At 70.2% G+C, this 18,604-nt stretch carries 11 protein-coding genes; 7 read left to right on the top strand and 4 right to left on the bottom strand.

All coding sequences use genetic code 11. The features are described from left to right. Nucleotides 1-4 precede the first annotated feature (4 nt). Nucleotides 5-475: a 30S ribosomal protein S7 gene (rpsG, locus tag OG737_RS17905; RefSeq protein WP_007265894.1), complete on the bottom strand. Its 471-nt coding sequence runs from the start codon at nucleotides 473-475 to the stop codon at nucleotides 5-7. Nucleotides 476-477: 2 nt separating this feature from the next. Beyond that, a complete protein-coding gene (rpsL, locus tag OG737_RS17900; protein WP_007265893.1) occupies nucleotides 478-849 on the bottom strand; it encodes a 30S ribosomal protein S12 in 372 nt (123 codons plus the stop codon). A gap of 491 nt (nucleotides 850-1,340) precedes the next feature. Here rpsL and OG737_RS17895 point away from each other — a divergent pair, with 491 nt between their 5' ends. From OG737_RS17895 to OG737_RS17865, 7 genes are all read left to right on the top strand, one after another. After that, the gene (locus tag OG737_RS17895) at nucleotides 1,341-3,860 is read left to right on the top strand and encodes a YfhO family protein (protein WP_405678953.1); all 2,520 of its coding nucleotides are present in this window, start codon (nucleotides 1,341-1,343) and stop codon (nucleotides 3,858-3,860) included. A gap of 109 nt (nucleotides 3,861-3,969) precedes the next feature. Continuing rightward, the gene (locus tag OG737_RS17890) at nucleotides 3,970-4,683 is read left to right on the top strand and encodes a Crp/Fnr family transcriptional regulator (RefSeq protein WP_405678955.1); all 714 of its coding nucleotides are present in this window, start codon (nucleotides 3,970-3,972) and stop codon (nucleotides 4,681-4,683) included. Nucleotides 4,684-4,821: 138 nt separating this feature from the next. Further along, entirely contained in the window at nucleotides 4,822-5,646 is an 825-nt protein-coding gene (locus OG737_RS17885) for a hypothetical protein (RefSeq protein WP_405921756.1), read from the top strand. Next, on the top strand, nucleotides 5,643-7,760 hold the full coding sequence (locus OG737_RS17880) for a hypothetical protein (protein WP_405678959.1): 2,118 nt from the start codon (nucleotides 5,643-5,645) through the stop codon (nucleotides 7,758-7,760). Before OG737_RS17885 ends, OG737_RS17880 begins: the two co-directional genes overlap by 4 nt. Nucleotides 7,761-7,779: 19 nt before the next feature. Beyond that, entirely contained in the window at nucleotides 7,780-9,180 is a 1,401-nt protein-coding gene (locus OG737_RS17875; RefSeq protein ID WP_405921755.1) for a hypothetical protein, read from the top strand. Nucleotides 9,181-9,293: 113 nt separating this feature from the next. Further along, nucleotides 9,294-9,686, top strand: a complete 393-nt coding sequence (locus tag OG737_RS17870) for a Pycsar system effector family protein (protein ID WP_405922430.1) — start codon at nucleotides 9,294-9,296, stop codon at nucleotides 9,684-9,686. Between the two features lie 27 nt (nucleotides 9,687-9,713). Further along, complete coding sequence (locus tag OG737_RS17865) at nucleotides 9,714-11,006, top strand: M48 family metalloprotease (RefSeq protein WP_328927143.1); 1,293 nt, start codon at nucleotides 9,714-9,716, stop codon at nucleotides 11,004-11,006. 68 nt (nucleotides 11,007-11,074) lie between these two features. Here the strand turns inward: OG737_RS17865 and OG737_RS17860 are convergent, their stop codons facing one another. After that, on the bottom strand, nucleotides 11,075-14,974 hold the full coding sequence (locus OG737_RS17860; protein WP_405678961.1) for a DNA-directed RNA polymerase subunit beta': 3,900 nt from the start codon (nucleotides 14,972-14,974) through the stop codon (nucleotides 11,075-11,077). 97 nt (nucleotides 14,975-15,071) lie between these two features. Beyond that, nucleotides 15,072-18,554 carry a DNA-directed RNA polymerase subunit beta gene (gene rpoB / locus OG737_RS17855; protein WP_328927141.1) on the bottom strand — a complete coding sequence of 1,161 codons (3,483 nt, stop codon included), beginning with the start codon at nucleotides 18,552-18,554 and terminating at the stop codon, nucleotides 15,072-15,074. Nucleotides 18,555-18,604: the final 50 nt, after the last annotated feature.

Here is an 18,604-nt window from a genome sequence, read left to right as displayed (position 1 = left end):
AGAACTACCAGCGGTAGTGCGCGAAGGCCTTGTTGGACTCGGCCATCTTGTGCGTGTCCTCACGCTTCTTGACGGCAGCGCCAAGACCGTTCGAGGCGTCGAGCAGCTCGTTCATGAGGCGCTCGGTCATGGTCTTCTCGCGGCGGGCGCGGGAGTAACCCACGAGCCAGCGCAGCGCGAGGGTCGACTGGCGGCCCGGCTTGACCTCAACCGGAACCTGGTAGGTCGCGCCACCGACACGGCGGGACTTGACCTCGAGGGACGGCTTGACGTTCTCCAGCGCGCGCTTCAGCGTGATGACCGGGTCGTTGCCGGTCTTCTCGCGGAGGCCTTCCATGGCGCCGTAGACGATGCGCTCGGCGGTGGAGCGCTTGCCGTTCAGGAGGATCTTGTTGATGAGCGAGGTCACCAGAGGAGATGCGTAGACCGGGTCGATGATGACCGGGCGCTTCGGGGCGGGGCCCTTACGAGGCATTCTTACTTCTCCTTCTTGGCGCCGTAGCGGCTGCGGGCCTGCTTGCGGTTCTTGACAGCCTGGGTGTCAAGCGCACCGCGGATGATCTTGTAACGAACACCCGGCAGGTCCTTCACACGGCCACCACGCACGAGCACGATCGAGTGCTCCTGCAGGTTGTGTCCCTCACCCGGAATGTAAGCGGTGACCTCGATGCCAGAGGTCAGACGCACACGCGCGACCTTACGCAGCGCCGAGTTCGGCTTCTTCGGGGTGGTCGTGAACACACGCGTGCAGACGCCGCGACGCTGGGGCGAGGCCTCAAGCGCGGGGGTCTTTGTCTTCTCGACCTTGTCCTGCCGGCCCTTACGGACCAGCTGCTGGATCGTAGGCACTACTTCTCCGGTTTCTGTGTGCCGTGTAGTGAAGCTAACCTGGAACATTTGCCGACCCACGCGGTCGGGTGTGTCGGATCCGGCGGACTTCCGCGCAAGCACGGAAACGCATGGATCGCGGTGGCCGATACGGGCTCTCCTGCGGTTGATGGACACGCACGGGAGCCCAGGCACACCCCAGGCACAAGGTCTGAGCGTACCCACCTCAACCACTTCGGTCAAAACAAAAGCCCGGCCGCCGGAGCCGGGGGACCGCCACGACCCGTGCGCCGCCTGGGCGACACCCCCGTGCGGCCCCGCCGACTCGCACAAGTGGTAGAGCCGTGGTAAGGACGGCCAGGTCAGTCCCCCCTCAAGAGGGCAGCGATCGTCCCGGACGAGCACATGCCCGAGGCCCGGCGCGAGGCCCGCACGCGGCCCGGTGGCGGCCCGGCGAACTAAACTGCCGAGCGCTTCAGCCCAAACGGCACGATCATCAGGGGAGCGGGACATTGGGGACGGTCACCTCGGAACCGGCCACGGCGCACAGCCCGCGCCCCGACGGCGGCCGGGACCTGCCCGCCCCGCGGCGCCGCCGTCCTCGCCGTGCCCGGCTGTACGGTCCCCTGCTCGCCTTCCTGATCACCTCGGGGGCGTTCTGCGCGGCCTGGGTGGCGCGCGGCACCTTCCCCTTCGGCAACACCGGCCGCGCCGTCAACGACCAGGCCAACCAGTACGTGCCCTTCCACCGCGCGCTCTGGGACCTGGTCCACGGGCAGGCCGCCGGTGACGTGCTCTTCACCTGGCGCGGCGGCTTCGGACAGCAGTTCCTGTCCGACTACTACACGTACCTCGGCAACCCCTTCTCGTGGCTGACCGTCCTGGTCCCGCGCGCCCACGTCGACCTGGCCGTCTTCGCGCTCACCCCGGTCACCATGGGCACCGCGGCCGCCGTGATGGCGGTGTACCTCGGCAAGCTGCGCCCCGGTCCGTGGTGGCAGCGCGGCGTCCTCGGCGCCTGCTACGGCCTGTGCGGCTGGGCGCTCAGCGACGCCTCGTACATCCCCATGTGGCTGTGGGGCCTGGTCGCCCTCCCCCTGCTCGGCATCGCCGTCGAGTGGTGCCTGGAGGAGCGCCGCTGGCCGGGCGCGGCCCTGCTGGTCGCGCTCGCCTGGTACGGGAACTTCTACACCGCGATGATGGCCACGATGGCCGCATGCGTCCTGCTGGCCGTCCGCCTGATCACCCGCGACATGACGGGCCGGCTGGGGGTCCCCCCGGACGGAGTCCGGGGGAGGCTGCGCGCCCTGTGGCGGGCGTCGACGGCCGCCGCGACCGGGGTGGCGCTCACCCTGCCGCTCCTCCTGCCGTCGTTCTTGTCCAGCGGCTCGGCGCAGCCCACCCAGGCCGCCGCCTTCGACCCGGTCCGGATCGAGCTCTTCCTCGCCGGCATGCTCCCGGCCACCCACCTGTGGGGCGGCCGCCCGCGGCTCTACGTCGCCTCGCTCGGCCTGATCCTGGCGGGCTCCTTCGTCTTCAACGCCGCCGTCGCGAGGCGGACCCGCCTGGTGTGGGCCGCCGCGATCCTGCTCGTGGCCGCCTCGTTCCAGTTCCCGCCCACGCAGTACGTGTGGCACGGGCTGGCGGTGCCCAACGGCAATCCGTACCGCGAGGCCTTCGTCTTCAGCGGCATGGTGGTCGTCGTGGCCTGGCTGGCGCTGGCCGCCCGGCCGCGCCCGCTGCACCTCGCGCTCACCGCCGGCCTGCTGGTCGCGGCCACCTTCGCGCTCCGGCACACCGACGACTTCGGCGGCTGGACCTGGCCCGCGGTGCTGGGGGGCGGGGCCGTGTCGCTGCTGGCCCTGGTCCTGCTCGCGCTGGGTGACAAGCGCCGGTACCTGATCCCCGTCGCGGCCGTCCTCATGGTCGGCGTGGTCTTCGCCGAGTCCACGGTGGCCGCGGCGAGCGCGGACGCCCGCCGGTCCCGCGAGCGGTGGGCGAAGCCGACCGCCACCTCGAACCGGTCGATCGGCGACCACTACGAGGCCGTCCGGCAGGTGGACGGCTGGCCCGCGTACCGGACCGACTCGGGCTCGCCGCAGACCTCGTACAACGACGCTCTCGCCCTGCGCGCGGAGGGGCCGCAGTACTACAGCAGCTACCTCCCGGAGGCCACGTACGGGGCACTGGAGCCCCTGGGATACGGCTTCAAGAACGACGGCCGGACCTTCTTCGGCGCCGACAACCCGGTGCTCGACGCGATCTTCTCGATCGGCGCGCGGGTCCGCCCCGGGGCCGCGCCGGGCAGCTGGACGGGCTCGAAGTTCCCCGCGCCCCCGCTGGTCACGGTCCGCTCCGCCGCCTACACCTCGCCGAACCCCGGGGGCAGCGTCTACGCCCGCCAGGAGAACGTCCTGGGCGCCACCGTCTACCAGGTCCCGCAGGTCACCCGCGGGGGCAGCGCCACCGAGCAGACGTACGCGGCGCAGTGCACCCCCGGCTCCGAGGCCTTCTGGTACTCCCCCGAGGTGTACGGCACCCTGCGCACCGCGGGAGCCGAGCGGCAGGTGGAGGACCAGGTGACCGGTGTGATCCCGCTGGGCGAGGTCCCCGCCTCGGGCCGGGTCGACGTCACCGTGGACACCCGCACGCAGGGCGCGACCGCCGGGGAGCACCCGCTGGGTTGCCTGGACCGCGCGGCCCTCGGCACGGCGGTCGCCCGGCTGACCGCCGGCGGCGCCACCGCCGTGAAGGCGGGCGGCCACACCATCGAGGCCACCCTTCCCGACGGCGCCACCGGCACCGCGGTCTTCGCGATGACCGACATCCCGGGCTGGCGGTGCTCCGCCCCGGTGCGCGACTTCCACGGCCTGGTGTCGCTGCCCCTGGCCCCCGGCACGAAGAAGGTCTCCTGCACCTTCACCCCCAAGGGCCTCACCCCGGGCCTGGCCGGCGCCGCCCTCGCCCTCCTGGCCCTGGCCTCGGTCACGGTGGCGGGCGCACGCCGACGCCGCGCGGGCGCCGACGCCTGACCCGGGCACTGTCCGTGACCGTCCGTACTCAATCGAGTGGTTCCGGATCTGCGAGGGGCCCGCGGTCAGTAGATTGACCGCTCTGACGCATCGGGGCGGGGGCTGCCGCATGGCTTTGGACAACCTCCCGGGCGACGGAGGGCTGGACGACCGGGTCCCCTTCCTGGCCCGGCTGGAGAGCGAGGACGGTACGGCGTTACGCGCGCTCGGCCGTGAGCTGGCGTTCGCACCGCGCGACCGCCTGATCCACCAGAACGAACCCTCGACGCACATCCTGCTGGTCCTGCACGGCTGGACCAAGGTGACCGTCGCCGCACCCAACGGCTACCAGGCGCTGCTCGCCCTGCGCGGGCCCGGCGACATCCTCGGCGAGTCCGCCGCCCTCACCGGCCGCGTCCGCTCCGCCACCGTGACCGCACTGGAGCCGGTCCGGGCCGTGGCCGTCGACCACGAGGCCTTCCGCGCGTTCCTCGCCGGCTTCCCCGCGGTCGCCCTCCAGCTGCTCGCCCTCACCTCCGACCGCACCCGCGCCGCCGACCGGCGCCGCCTGGAGTTCGCCTCGCTGAGCGTGCGCGAGCGCCTCGCCGTCCTGCTCCTGGACCTCTCCAGGACCCACGGCCGCGCTGCCCCCGCCGGCGTCGAGCTGTCCGTTCCGCTCACCAAGGAGGAGCTCGCCGGGGCGGTCGGAGCCTCCCGCGAGATGGTCCAGCGGGAGCTCAAGGAGCTCCGCGAGCGCGGCGTCGTGATCACCGGCCGCCGCGCGCTGGTGATCGTACGGCCGGACGTACTGCGCCGGATCGCCCAGTCGCAGCCGCCGGCCTAGGCAGCCCCGGGACCGACCGCGCCTTCAGTGCAGGGCGTCACACTCCGGGTGCGTCATCCGCCCTCACGGCGGAGCGCCCGTCTGCCCCACTCTCTTGTCACAGCAGGGATCCACCGGGATCCACCACGAGAGGCGATCATGAGCGACCCACTCCCCCGCACCATCCTCCTGGTAGACACCGAGCGCTACAGCGACCGCGACGACGTCCAGCAGGCCTTCCTGCGCCGGATGCTCTACGACGTCGTCGACCGGACCCTGCTGGCCGCCGGAATCGACCAGACGCTACGACTGCGCGCCGACCGTGGTGACGCGATCATGGAGATGATCGACCCGAGCGCGCCGCTGACGACGCTGCTGCGCGCCCTGCTGACCGAGGTCCCCGCCCAGCTGCGCGCCGTGAACCGGCTGGCGGCCAGCTCGGCGCAGATCCGGCTGCGGGCCGTGCTCGCGACCGGGTACGTCGCCGTCGACGAGTTCGACGGCTGGGTGGGCACGGACCTCAACCACGCCTGCCGGCTGCTGGACGGCGAACCCCTGAAGGAAGCCCTGCGCGAGCGTACGGACGACTACGCGCTCTGCGTCTCGGAGTCGGTGTACGCCGGCATCGTGCGGCACCACCACACCGGAATCCCGGCCGACGAATTCACAGCGGTCACCATGCCCAGCAAGAACGGCCCGCTGGGCGCGTGGCTGTACGGACCACTGCCGACGGGGGGCCCGGCGCCGGAGCCTGAGGGGGACTCCGGCGCCGGGACAGCCGGAGCCGGGGCCGGGACAGCCGGGGTCGCCACGGCCGCCCCGGCCCCGGCGGACCCGGCGGCCCCGGCTCCGGCTCCGGCTCCGGCTCCGGCTCCGGCTCCGGCGAGTCAGATCAGCGGCGGGCAGTTCGGCGGCGTCAACCACGGCATCAGCGGCGGCACCTTCCACGGCGACATCCGGCTGGGCGGCGGTGACCGCCGATGAGCACCCCGGTGGCGGACGCCCCGGTACCGGCCGAGGGCCCGGACCAGGCGGAGTCCCCGGCCGAGCCGGCGGTCCAGGCCGCGGCGCCGGCGCCGGCTCCGGCGGAGGAAGCACCCCAGAGCGCCTACGACGCCCGGCGCGACCTCTTCCGCGGCATCCCCGACGCGATGCGCGGCGGCGTCGGCGGCGGGCAGTTCGGCGGCGTCAACCACGGCATCAGCGGCGGCACCTTCCACGGCGGCGTCACGGTGAACCACCTGATGGTCGGCGGCGCCACGCACACCTCCGGTGAGGTCCCGACAGGGACGCTGACACGCCTCGACAGGGTGTTCGCCGAGGACGGCAGCAACTTCCAGGACCTGCTGGAGCAGCTCCGCAAGGAGCGCGTCCTGGTACTCACCGGCCCCCGCTTCACGGGCCGGCGCACCGCCGCGCTCCTGCTGCTGCGGCGCCTGGGCACCGCTTCGGTCCACTCCCTGGACCGGAGCACGTCCCCCGAGAACCTGGCCGACCGGCTCGCCGCCGGAGAGGCTCGCGGGTACGTCCTGTGCGACCCGATCACCACGCGGGACCAGCCCCTGCGCGACACGCATCTGCTGGCCGCCCGGGACAAGCTCGGCGAGAACGGCGTCCTGGTGATCACCGCCGGTCCGCACACCCATCTGGAGGGCGTCTCGGGCCACCCCTGGCAGCCTCCCGGCACCACGGCCGTCCTGCACTCCTCGCTGCGCGCCCACGTGGACGACGAGGGCGAGTTACGGCGGCTGCTCGCACTGCCCGCCGTCACCGACTTCCTCAGCGGTCACCACCAGCTCCGCGAGGCCGCGCGGTTCGCCGAGGTACTGGGCCGGCACTCCCTCCACGGATCCGACGCGTCGGAGATCGAGACCTTCTCCCAGGCCGCTCTGGAGCAGCAGATCCAGGAGTGGTTCGAGGACGCGGACGGCACGCTGCACCTGCGGGAGAAGGCCTTCCTCGTCGCCCTCGCCGCCTTCCACAAGGGGCCGTACGCCCTCACCGCCGAACTCAGCGACCTCCTGTTCGGCCTCCTCCAGCGCACCGAGCACCCGGATGTGCCCGCGGCCGTCCCCGTCTTCGGCACCAACCCCGCCAAGCGCCTCCAGCTGGCCCGCGCCATCCGCTACCCGAAGGAGGAGCGGACCGAGTGGGGCCCGGTCACCCAGTCGATGGCCGCCTTCCAGGACGACCGGCTCGCGGCGGTCCTGCTCCGCGAGGTGTGGACCGGCCATCCGTCCGCCCGCCCCGCGCTGGTCGGCTGGCTGCGGCTGCTCGCCGCCGACGGGCGGTCCTTCGTACGCACCCGGGCCGCGTCCACCGTCGCCGTACTCGCCCTGCACGACCTGCCCTCCGCGATGGCCCTGGTCATCGAGGAATGGGCGCTGTCCGACCGCCCGTGGCTGCGGATCGGCGCCGTCAACGCCCTCGCGCTCGCGCACATCATCGGCACCCCGAACATCCCGCGGATCATCGACCGCTGGTGCGCCGACGAGGACGCCCACGCGCGCCTGCGCTGGGCCGCCATCCGCGTCCACGGACTGATCGGCGACGAGCGGCCCGTGGAGACCGTCGAGGCCCTGCGCGTGGCCGTCCGGCGCGACGGGAACGACGCGGCGATGCTGCTCGAACTCGCCCAGTCCCTCGAGCTGCTGCTCCTCTCCGACGCGCGCGACGAGGTCCTCGCCGAGGTGCTGCGCACGCGCGACGACGACCGGGCCGCCGTCGACCTCGCCCTCGACGGCTTCCTGCGCGCGTGCCGGCACACCGAGGACGACGAGCCCTTCGGCCGCCCGCTGGTCCTCGACTGGTACGCCCGGTCCGTCACCGGGCGGCCGCACTCCGCCCGCGGGATCGCCGAGCTGTGGCGGGCCGCCCTCGACCGCATCCGCAACCAGGACGCCCTCGACCTGCTGCACGACTGGGTGGTGGCCGCGGACCGCGACCACGCCACCGAATGGGCGCTCGCCGCCCTGCTGCCCGCCCTGGTCACCCGCGCCACCGAGCGGGAGCGGCTGCTCCACCTCCTGCGCGAGGGGAACCACGGGGTGGTGCTACCCGCTGCCGAGCGCCTGCTGACCGTACTGCCGAACCACTGAACCGAGGAGAAGCCGCACGATGTCCGATCCCCGCCGCCACCCCGACTGGGAGCAGCCGGCCGACCGGCACACCCAGCTGATCGACCCGGTGATCACCGTCCAGCAGCTCGGGCGGTTCGAGGTGTTCCGCAAGCTGCAGACCCGCATCGACCACGCCCTGGTCTTCTCCACCGCCAAGGGCGGGTACGTCGCCTTCCTGCCGCCGCAGCGGCCCGGCTCCACCCGCGGCTTCACGGCGGTCTACGAGGTGGACACGGGAGTCCACCACTTCCGGGCGGAGATCGAGCTCCCCAGCGACAACGACGCGTTCCAGTTCGTCGTGGTCGTGGAGATCAGCTGGCAGGTGACGGACCCGGCCCGGTTCGTGGAGAGCCGTCACCGCGACGTGCCCCGGCTGCTGCTCGGCGAGCTGGAGCAGGCCGCCCGGCCGGTCGCGCGGCGCTTCTCCATCGCCCGGAGCGCCGAGGCCGAAGGGGAACTGCTGCGGGCGCTGCCCGCGGCCGGCCCGCTCGGCCGGACGTGCGGGCTCCAGACCTCCTGGACCGTCCGGCTGCGGCGCGACCAGGAGAACATCGACCACCAGCTGCGCATGCAGGCCATCCACCACGGCACCGACGAGCAGATCCTCACCGAGCAGCTCGGCATGCGTTACGACGTCCAGCTCGACCAGCGGGCCCGCCAGCAGGACGAGCTGACCACCGAGCGGGCGCTGGCCTACGGTGGGCAGCAGCACGAGCTGGCCCTGCGGCAGCAGCAGTGGGAGCACCAGCAGCGCCTGGAGCTGAGCCGCCAGCAGGCGGAGCTGCAGCGGGTCGAGGCCGAGAAGATCACCTTCTACCAGTACCACCTGGAGCAGGGCGGGGTGCACGCGTGGGCCCTCCACCTGGCCCAGCACCCCGAGGACTCGGCCCTCGTCATGCGGACCATGCGCGAGGACCAGCTCCAGATGATCCGGGACCAGATGAGCCTGGTCAGCCAGGTGCTCGGGGACGGCGGGGCCGAGCGGCACGAGTTGCAGGGACCCAAGCAGCTGGCGCTGCGGGCCATGAACGACATCCTCAACCAGCGCCTGCCCGGTGTCCCCCACGACCCGGCCCCGCCGTATCCGGGCCGGCTCCCGGCCCCGCCCCCGCCCCCGCAGCCGCCCGCGGGCCCGCCCGGAGCGCCGGTACAGGGCGTCCCCGTCCAGGGTGTCCCGGTACAGGGCTACGGACCGGCCGCACCGCAGCCGCCCGCGCCGCAGCCGCCCGCGCCGTACGGACCGGCCCCGACCTTCGCCCAGTGGGAGCCGCCGCCCGGGTACGGGACCGCTCCCGTACAGCCGCCGGCCCCGCCCGGCCCCACGGCCGAACCCGGACTCCAGCCCCAGGCCGAGGCCCCGGCTCAGCCCCAGCCCGACGACGGGCGGCCGCAGCCGTGACCGCGGCCCCGCCTCCGCCCGGCGCCGAGGCCGCCACCCGGCTCCTGTCCGACCTGCGCGGTGAGATAGCCCGGGCCGACAGCAAGGCCTCGGTGCTGGTCGGCGCCCTCGGGATGACCGCCGGGGTGATCAGCGCCCTGCTCGCCGGAAACGGCTGGCGGCCGGAATCGCTCTCGGCACCCGGCGCGGCCGTGTGGTGGGCGGGCGCCGCCGCCCTCGCCGTGGCCCTGCTCGCCCTGCTGCTGGCGGTGCTGCCCCGGTACCGCTCGGCCGAGTGGCGGCCGGGCTCCCCGCTCTCGTACTTCGGCGACATCCGCTCGGCGGTGCGCCAGGGCCGCCTCGCGGAGGCCCTCGCCGACACCGACCGCGACCCCGCCGCTTCGCTCATGGCGGCGCTCGCGGAGAACAGCCGGATCACCGCCCTCAAGCACCAGTGGATCAGGACCGGCCTGTTCGCCTTCTGCACTGCCACGGTGCTGCTCCCCGCCGCCCTGCTCATCGGCTGACGTCCCCGATACGACGAAGGATTCACCGTGAACCAGCCACCCGAACCCCAGTACCCGCAGGGTCCCCAGTACCCGCAGAGCCCGCCGCCCCCCGCGTACCCGCAGCCGCAACCGCAGGCACCCGCGTACCCCCAGCCCCAGCCCCAGCCCCAGGCGCCGTCGTACCCGCAGCAGCAGCCCCCGGCACCCGCGTACCCGCAGCCCCAGTCGGCTCCGCCCCAGGCTCCCGCCTACCCACAGCCCCAGCAGCCCGCGTACCCCCAGTACCAGCAGCCCCAGCAGCCCGCCTACCCCCAGTACCAGCCCGCCCCCGCAGCCCAGCCGGCCCCGGTGCCGGCCCCTGCGGCCCCGCTGGACGACCTGGAGTACCAGAACGCCCCCGGCACCCGAGTCCACCGCAAGGCCCACCAGCGCAGCGCGGACGCCACCGCCTTCGGCCAGCTCGCCCTGCACGTCCCCGGGTTCCTGATGAGCCTGATGGTGGTCCTGCTCCTCGCCACCATCCTGGAGGCCGTGTCCGGCCTGCCCTACTGGCTGCCCACCCTGCTCTGGATCGCCTCCGGGGCCCTCGTCTTCCACCGCCCCAGCGAGGACTTCTTCGCCCGCCACCTGCTGCGCCTGCAGCGCCCGCTCGCCCACGAGCTCGCCGCGCTCTCCCCGGTGTGGCGCGAGGTCACGGCCCGCGCCGGCGTCGACGGCGACCGCTACGAGCTGTGGATCGAGGACACCGACCACCTGAACGCGTACGCGGCCGCCGGCCACATCGTCGGTGTCACCCGGTTCGCCCTGGAGAACCTGCCCAAGTCCCAGCTCGCCGCCGTACTCGCCCACGAGCTCGGCCACCACACCGGCGGCCACGCCTGGTCCGGGCTGCTGGGCTGGTGGTACGGCCTGCCCGGGCGGATCGCCTGGCAGGTCATCCGGGCCGTGACCGTCTTCGTCATCCGGTTCACCAGCTTCTTCTCCTACCTGGCCGCCGGATTCATGATCATCTTCGTCGGCCTGTTCACCATCCTGACGATCACCGCCACCTACGGGCTCCCGCTGCTGCTGCTCGTGATGCCCTACCTGATGGCGGCGGTGGGCCGGCGGGCCGAGCTGCGCGCCGACGAGCACGCCGCCGCGCTCGGCTTCGCGCCGATGCTCGCGCAGATGCTGCACGGGGTGATGGCCCAGGAGGAGCAGGCGAAGCAGGCCGTCCTCGCCCAGACCGGGAAGCCGTTCACCGAGCCCGGCACCCTGGACCGGCTGCTCTCCACGCATCCCGACCACCGGACCCGGCTGCACCACCTCCAGCCGTACCTGCAGCCCGCACGCTGAGACGACAACACGCCGCAGGGCGGCCACCCTCTCGGGTGACCGCCCTGCGGTTACTACGTGCGCTCGACTCAGCCGTTGTACGGGCCGTAGTCGTAGTCCTCCAGCGGGACAGCCTGGCCGGAGCCGGTGCCGAAGGGCGAGTAGTCGATGTCGTCGTAGCCGACGGCCGAGTACATCGCGGCCTTGGCCTCCTCGGTGGGCTCCACCCGGATGTTGCGGTAGCGGGCGAGGCCCGTACCGGCCGGGATGAGCTTACCGATGATGACGTTCTCCTTGAGGCCGATCAGGGAGTCGGACTTGGCGTTGATCGCCGCGTCCGTCAGAACCCTGGTCGTCTCCTGGAAGGACGCCGCCGACAGCCACGACTCGGTGGCGAGCGAGGCCTTGGTGATACCCATCAGCTGCGGACGGCCGGAGGCGGGGTGACCGCCCTCGGTGACCACACGACGGTTCTCGGTCTCGAACTTCGACCGCTCGACCAGCTCGCCCGGCAGGAGCTCCGCGTCGCCGGACTCGATGATCGTCACGCGGCGCAGCATCTGCCGGATGATGATCTCGATGTGCTTGTCGTGGATCGACACGCCCTGCGAGTTGTAGACCTTCTGGACTTCGCCGACCAGGTGGACCTGGACGGCACGCTGGCCGAGGATGCGCAGCACGTCGTGCGGGTTGGTGGCACCCATGGTGAGCTTCTGGCCCACCTCGACGTGGTCGCCCTCGGACACGATGACCTTGGCGCGCTTCGAGATCGGGAACGCCGTCTCGTCGCTGCCGTCGTCGGGCGTGATGACGATCTTCTTCGTCTTCTCGGTCTCCTCGATCCGCACGCGGCCGGCGGCCTCGGAGATCGGGGCGACACCCTTCGGGGTACGGGCCTCGAAGAGCTCGACGACACGCGGCAGACCCTGCGTGATGTCGTCACCGGCCACACCACCGGTGTGGAAGGTACGCATCGTCAGCTGGGTACCGGGCTCACCGATGGACTGGGCGGCGATGATGCCGACCGCCTCACCGATGTCGACCAGCTTGCCGGTGGCGAGCGAGCGTCCGTAGCAGAAGGCACAGGTGCCGACCGCGGACTCACAGGTCAGGACCGAACGGGTCTTGACCTCCTCGACGCCGTTGGCGACCAGGGCGTCGATGAGCACGTCACCGAGGTCGACGTTGGCCGGCGCGATGACCTTGCCGTCGATGACGACGTCCTCGGCCAGCATGCGGGCGTAGATCGAGGTCTCGACGTCGTCGGCCTTGCGCAGCACGCCGTCCTCGCCGCGAACGGCGATCTTCAGCTTCAGACCGCGCTCGGTGCCACAGTCCTCCTCGCGGATGATCACGTCCTGCGAGACGTCCACCAGACGACGGGTCAGGTAACCCGAGTCGGCGGTACGCAGGGCGGTGTCAGCCAGACCCTTACGGGCACCGTGCGTGGAGATGAAGTACTCCAGAACGGTGAGGCCCTCACGGAAGGACGCCTTGATCGGACGCGGGATGGTCTCGTTCTTCGCGTTCGACACCAGACCACGCATACCGGCGATCTGTCGCATCTGCATCATGTTTCCTCGGGCACCCGAGTCAACCATCATGAAGATGGGGTTCGTCTTGGGGAAGTTCGCGTTCATCGCCTCGGCAACCTCGTTGGTCGCCTTGGTCCAGATCGCGATGAGCTCCTGCGTGCGCTCGTCCTTGGTGATCAGACCGCGCTCGTACTGCTTCTGGACCTTCTCGTCCATCGCCTCGTAGCCCGCGACGATGGCCTTCTTGGCCTCGGGCACGACGACGTCGGAGATGGCCACGGTGACGCCCGAACGGGTCGCCCAGTGGAAGCCGGCCGCCTTCAGGTTGTCGAGCGTCGCCGCCACGATGACCTTGGGGTAGCGCTCCGCCAGGTCGTTGACGATCTCGGAGAGCTGCTTCTTGCCCACCGAGTAGTCGACGAACGGGTAGTCCTCGGGAAGCAGCTCGTTGAAGAGCGCGCGACCCAGGGTCGTCTTCAGACGGAAGCTGTCGCCCTGCTGGAACTCCTGCTCGCCCTCTTCGGCGACCGGCGGCACCCAGCCACGCGGCGGGATGGTGCCCACCGGGAAGCGGATGTCGACGGCCGACTGGAGCGCGAGCTCGCCGTTGTCGAACGCCATGGTCGCCTCGGCCGTGGAGCCGAACGCGCGGCCCTCGCCCTTGGTGTCACGGAGCTCACCGTCGGTGGTCAGGAAGAACAGACCGAGGACCATGTCCTGGGTCGGCATCGTGACCGGACGGCCGTCGGCGGGCTTCAGGATGTTGTTCGAGGACAGCATCAGGATGCGGGCCTCGGCCTGCGCCTCCGCGGAGAGCGGCAGGTGCACGGCCATCTGGTCACCGTCGAAGTCCGCGTTGAACGCGGTGCAGACGAGCGGGTGGATCTGGATGGCCTTGCCCTCGACCAGCTGGGGCTCGAAGGCCTGGATGCCGAGGCGGTGCAGCGTGGGCGCACGGTTCAGCAGAACCGGGTGCTCGGCGATGACCTCTTCGAGGACGTCGTAGACGACCGTGCGGCCGCGCTCGACCATCCGCTTGGCGCTCTTGATGTTCTGCGCGTGGTTCAGGTCGACCAGGCGCTTCATCACGAACGGCTTGAAGAGCTCCAGCGCCATGGCCTTGGGCAGACCGCACTGGTGCAGCTTCAGCTGCGGACCGACGACGATCACGGAACGCGCGGAGTAGTCCACACGCTTACCGAGAAGGTTCTGACGGAATCGACCCTGCTTGCCCTTCAGCATGTCGCTGAGGGACTTCAGGGGACGGTTACCGGGACCGGTGACCGGACGACCACGACGACCGTTGTCGAAGAGGGCGTCCACGGCCTCCTGAAGCATGCGCTTCTCGTTGTTCACGATGATCTCGGGGGCACCGAGGTCGAGGAGACGCTTCAGACGGTTGTTGCGGTTGATCACGCGGCGGTACAGGTCGTTCAGGTCGGAGGTCGCGAAGCGGCCGCCGTCCAGCTGCACCATCGGACGCAGGTCCGGCGGGATCACCGGCACGCAGTCCAGAACCATGCCCTTGGGCTTGTTGCTGGTCTGCAGGAACGCGGAGACGACCTTGAGGCGCTTGAGCGCACGGGTCTTCTTCTGGCCCTTGCCGGTACGGATGATCTCGCGGAGGCGCTCGGCCTCCTCATCCAGGTCGAAGGACTCCAGGCGCTTCTGCAGCGCGGCGGCGCCCATGCAGCCGTCGAAGTACGTGCCGAAGCGGTCACGCAGCTCGCGGTACAGGAGCTCGTCGCCCTCCAGGTCCTGGACCTTGAGGTTCTTGAAGCGGGCCCACACCTCGTCGAGGCGGTCGATCTCGCGCTGGGCGCGGTCACGGAGCTGCTTCATCTCGCGCTCGGCACCTTCGCGCACCTTGCGGCGCACGTCGGCCTTCGCGCCCTCGGCCTCAAGCTCGGCCAGGTCGGTCTCGAGCTTCTTGGCACGGCCTTCGAGGTCCGCGTCACGGCGGTTCTCGATCTGCTGACGCTCGACGGAGACGTGGGCCTCCAGCGACGGGAGGTCGCGGGTGCGACGCTCGTCGTCGACGAACGTGATCATGTACGCGGCGAAGTAGATGACCTTCTCGAGGTCCTTCGGCGCGAGGTCCAGCAGGTAGCCCAGGCGCGACGGGACGCCCTTGAAGTACCAGATGTGGGTGACGGGAGCGGCAAGCTCGATGTGGCCCATCCGCTCACGGCGCACCTTGGCGCGCGTGACCTCGACGCCACAACGCTCACAGATGATGCCCTTGAAGCGGACACGCTTGTACTTGCCGCAGTAGCACTCCCAGTCCCGGGTAGGACCGAAGATCTTCTCGCAGAAGAGTCCGTCCTTCTCGGGCTTGAGGGTGCGGTAGTTGATGGTCTCCGGCTTCTTGACCTCGCCGTGGGACCAGGTTCGGATGTCGTCCGCGGTGGCAAGGCCGATCCGCAGCTCGTCGAAGAAGTTGACGTCGAGCACTGTGCGTCAATCCCTCTTTCGGGGTCGAGTCTCAATCATGGTCTGAACGGTCCCGGGGATGACGGGGGGCTCTTGAGCGAGCCCCCCGTCAGGCCCGTCAGACCTCTTCGACGCTGCTCGGCTCACGCCGGGACAGGTCGATACCGAGCTCCTCCGCCGCGCGGAAGACGTCCTCGTCGGTGTCGCGCATCTCGATGGACATGCCGTCCGAGGACAGCACCTCCACATTGAGGCAGAGCGACTGCATTTCCTTGATGAGCACCTTGAAGGACTCGGGAATGCCCGGCTCGGGAATGTTCTCGCCCTTGACGATCGCCTCGTAGACCTTCACGCGGCCGGTCACGTCGTCGGACTTGATCGTCAGGAGTTCCTGGAGCGCGTACGCAGCGCCATAAGCCTCAAGCGCCCACACCTCCATCTCACCGAAGCGCTGACCACCGAACTGCGCCTTACCACCCAGCGGCTGCTGCGTGATCATCGAGTACGGACCGGTCGAACGGGCGTGGAGCTTGTCGTCGACCAGGTGGTGCAGCTTCAGGATGTACATGTACCCGACCGAGATCGGGTCCGGGAACGGCTCGCCGGAGCGGCCGTCGAACAGGCGCGCCTTACCGGTCGGGAGCACCATGCGCTCGCCGTCGCGGTTCGGGATGGTGTGCTGCAGCAGGCCGGCCAGCTCGTCCTCGCGGGCACCGTCGAACACCGGGGTGGCGACGTTGGTACCGGGAGCGACCTGGTCGGCGCCGATCGCCTGGAGGCGCTGCGCCCACTCGTCCGCCAGACCGGAGACGTCCCAGCCGCGGCTGGCGAGCCAGCCGAGGTGGATCTCCAGGACCTGTCCCGGGTTCATTCGGGACGGGACACCCAGCGGGTTCAGGATGATGTCGACCGGCGTGCCGTCCTCAAGGAAGGGCATGTCCTCGATCGGAAGGATCTTGGAGATGACACCCTTGTTGCCGTGGCGGCCGGCGAGCTTGTCACCGTCGGTGATCTTGCGCTTCTGGGCGACGTAGACGCGGACCAGCTGGTTCACGCCCGGAGGAAGCTCGTCGCCCTCCTCGCGGTCGAAGACGCGGACACCGATGACCTTGCCGATCTCACCGTGAGGGACCTTGAGCGAGGTGTCACGCACCTCGCGGGCCTTCTCACCGAAGATCGCGCGGAGCAGGCGCTCCTCCGGGGTCAGCTCGGTCTCACCCTTGGGCGTGACCTTGCCGACCAGGATGTCGCCGGCGACGACGTCCGCACCGATGCGGATGATGCCGCGCTCGTCGAGGTCCGCGAGGACCTCCTCGGAGACGTTCGGGATGTCCCGGGTGATCTCCTCGGGGCCGAGCTTGGTGTCACGGGCGTCGACCTCGTGCTCCTCGATGTGGATCGAGGAGAGGACGTCGTCCTGCACGAGGCGCTGCGACAGGATGATCGCGTCCTCGTAGTTGTGACCCTCCCACGGCATGAACGCGACGAGCAGGTTCTTGCCGAGGGCCATCTCGCCCTCTTCGGTCGCCGGTCCGTCGGCGAGGACCTGGGACTCGACGATCCGGTCACCCTCGTTGACGATGACCTTCTGGTTGACCGAGGTGCCCTGGTTCGAGCGGGAGAACTTGGCGACGCGGTACGTGGTGTACGTGCCGTCGTCGTTGGCGACGGTGATGTAGTCGGCCGAGACCTCCTGGACGACACCGTCCTTCTCCGCACGGATCGAGTCACCGGCGTCGACCGCACAGCGGTACTCCATGCCGGTGCCGACGAGCGGGGCCTCCGCCTTGATGAGCGGAACGGCCTGGCGCATCATGTTCGCGCCCATGAGGGCACGGTTGGCGTCGTCGTGCTCCAGGAAGGGGATCATCGCGGTCGCGACGGACACCATCTGGCGCGGGGAGACGTCCATGTAGTCGACGTCGTCGCCGGCGATGTAGTCGATCTCGCCGCCACGACGGCGGACCAGGACGCGGTTCTCGGTGAAGCGCATCTCATCGTTCAGGGCGGCGTTCGCCTGGGCGATGACGAAGCGGTCTTCCTCGTCGGCGGTCAGGTAGTCGACCTCGTCGGTGACGACACCGTCGACGACCTTGCGGTACGGGGTCTCAACGAAACCGAACGCGTTGACGCGGCCGTAGGAGGCGAGCGAGCCGATCAGACCGATGTTCGGGCCTTCAGGGGTCTCGATCGGGCACATGCGGCCGTAGTGCGACGGGTGAACGTCACGGACCTCGAAGCCGGCCCGCTCACGGGACAGACCACCGGGACCCAGAGCCGAGAGACGACGCTTGTGCGTCAGACCCGACAGCGGGTTGTTCTGGTCCATGAACTGCGACAGCTGGCTGGTGCCGAAGAACTCCTTGATGGAGGCGACGACCGGCCGGATGTTGATCAGGGTCTGCGGCGTGATCGCCTCGACGTCCTGGGTGGTCATGCGCTCGCGCACGACGCGCTCCATACGAGCCAGACCCGTGCGGACCTGGTTCTGGATGAGCTCGCCGACGTTGCGCAGACGACGGTTGCCGAAGTGGTCGATGTCGTCGGTCTCGACCACGATCGAACGGCCGGACTCGCCGATCGTCTCGGTCTCGCCGGCGTGCAGCTTGACCAGGTACTTGATCGTCGCGATGACGTCGTCGGTGGTGAGCACACCGGCGTCGAGTGGCTCGTCGGCGCCGAGCTTCTTGTTCACCTTGTAGCGGCCGACCTTCGCGAGGTCGTAGCGCTTCGGGTTGAAGTAGAGGTTCTCGAGCAGCGTCTGAGCGGCCTCGCGGGTCGGCGGCTCGCCCGGGCGCAGCTTGCGGTAGATGTCGAGCAGCGCGTCGTCCTGGCCCTGGGTGTGGTCCTTCTCCAGGGTGGCGCGCATGGACTCGTACTCGCCGAACTCCTCGAGGATCTGCTCGGTGGTCCAGCCGAGAGCCTTCAGGAGGACGGTGACGGACTGCTTGCGCTTGCGGTCGATGCGGACACCGACCATGTCGCGCTTGTCGATCTCCATCTCCAGCCAGGCACCCCGGGACGGGATGATCTTGGCGGCGAAGATGTCCTTGTCGGACGTCTTGTCGATGGAGGAGTCGAAGTAGACACCAGGGGAGCGGACAAGCTGCGACACGACGACACGCTCGGTGCCGTTGATGACGAAGGTGCCCTTGTTGGTCATGAGCGGGAAGTCGCCCATGAAGACCGTCTGAGACTTGATCTCTCCGGTCTCGTTGTTCGTGAACTCGGCCGTGACAAACAGCGGCGCCGCGAACGTGAAGTCGCGGTCCTTGCACTCGTCGACAGAGTTCTTCGCCGGCTCGAAACGGTGGTCGCGGAAGGTCAGCGACATCGACCCGGAGAAGTCCTCGATCGGCGAGATCTCCTCGAAGATCTCTTCCAGACCGGACTTGGTGGGGACGTCCTGTCCACTCTCAAGCGCCGACTCGACGCGAGACTTCCAGGCAGCATTGCCGAGAAGCCAGTCAAAGCTCTCGGTCTGCAGCGCCAGGAGGTTCGGAACCTCGAGGGGCTCCTTGATCTTTGCAAAGGAGATGCGCAGCGGGGCAGTGCTGGCACCGGTGTTCGTATTGGTCGAGGCGTTGCGCGAGGCGGCCAAGAGGGGGTCCTTCCGAGGGCTCGGACTCACTACGCGCGTACCGGTCCCAG

The organism is Streptomyces sp. NBC_00122, assembly GCF_045160845.1.
In the GTDB taxonomy this organism is placed as follows: domain Bacteria; phylum Actinomycetota; class Actinomycetes; order Streptomycetales; family Streptomycetaceae; genus Streptomyces.
This window is presented reverse-complemented; position numbering and strand designations above follow the sequence as displayed.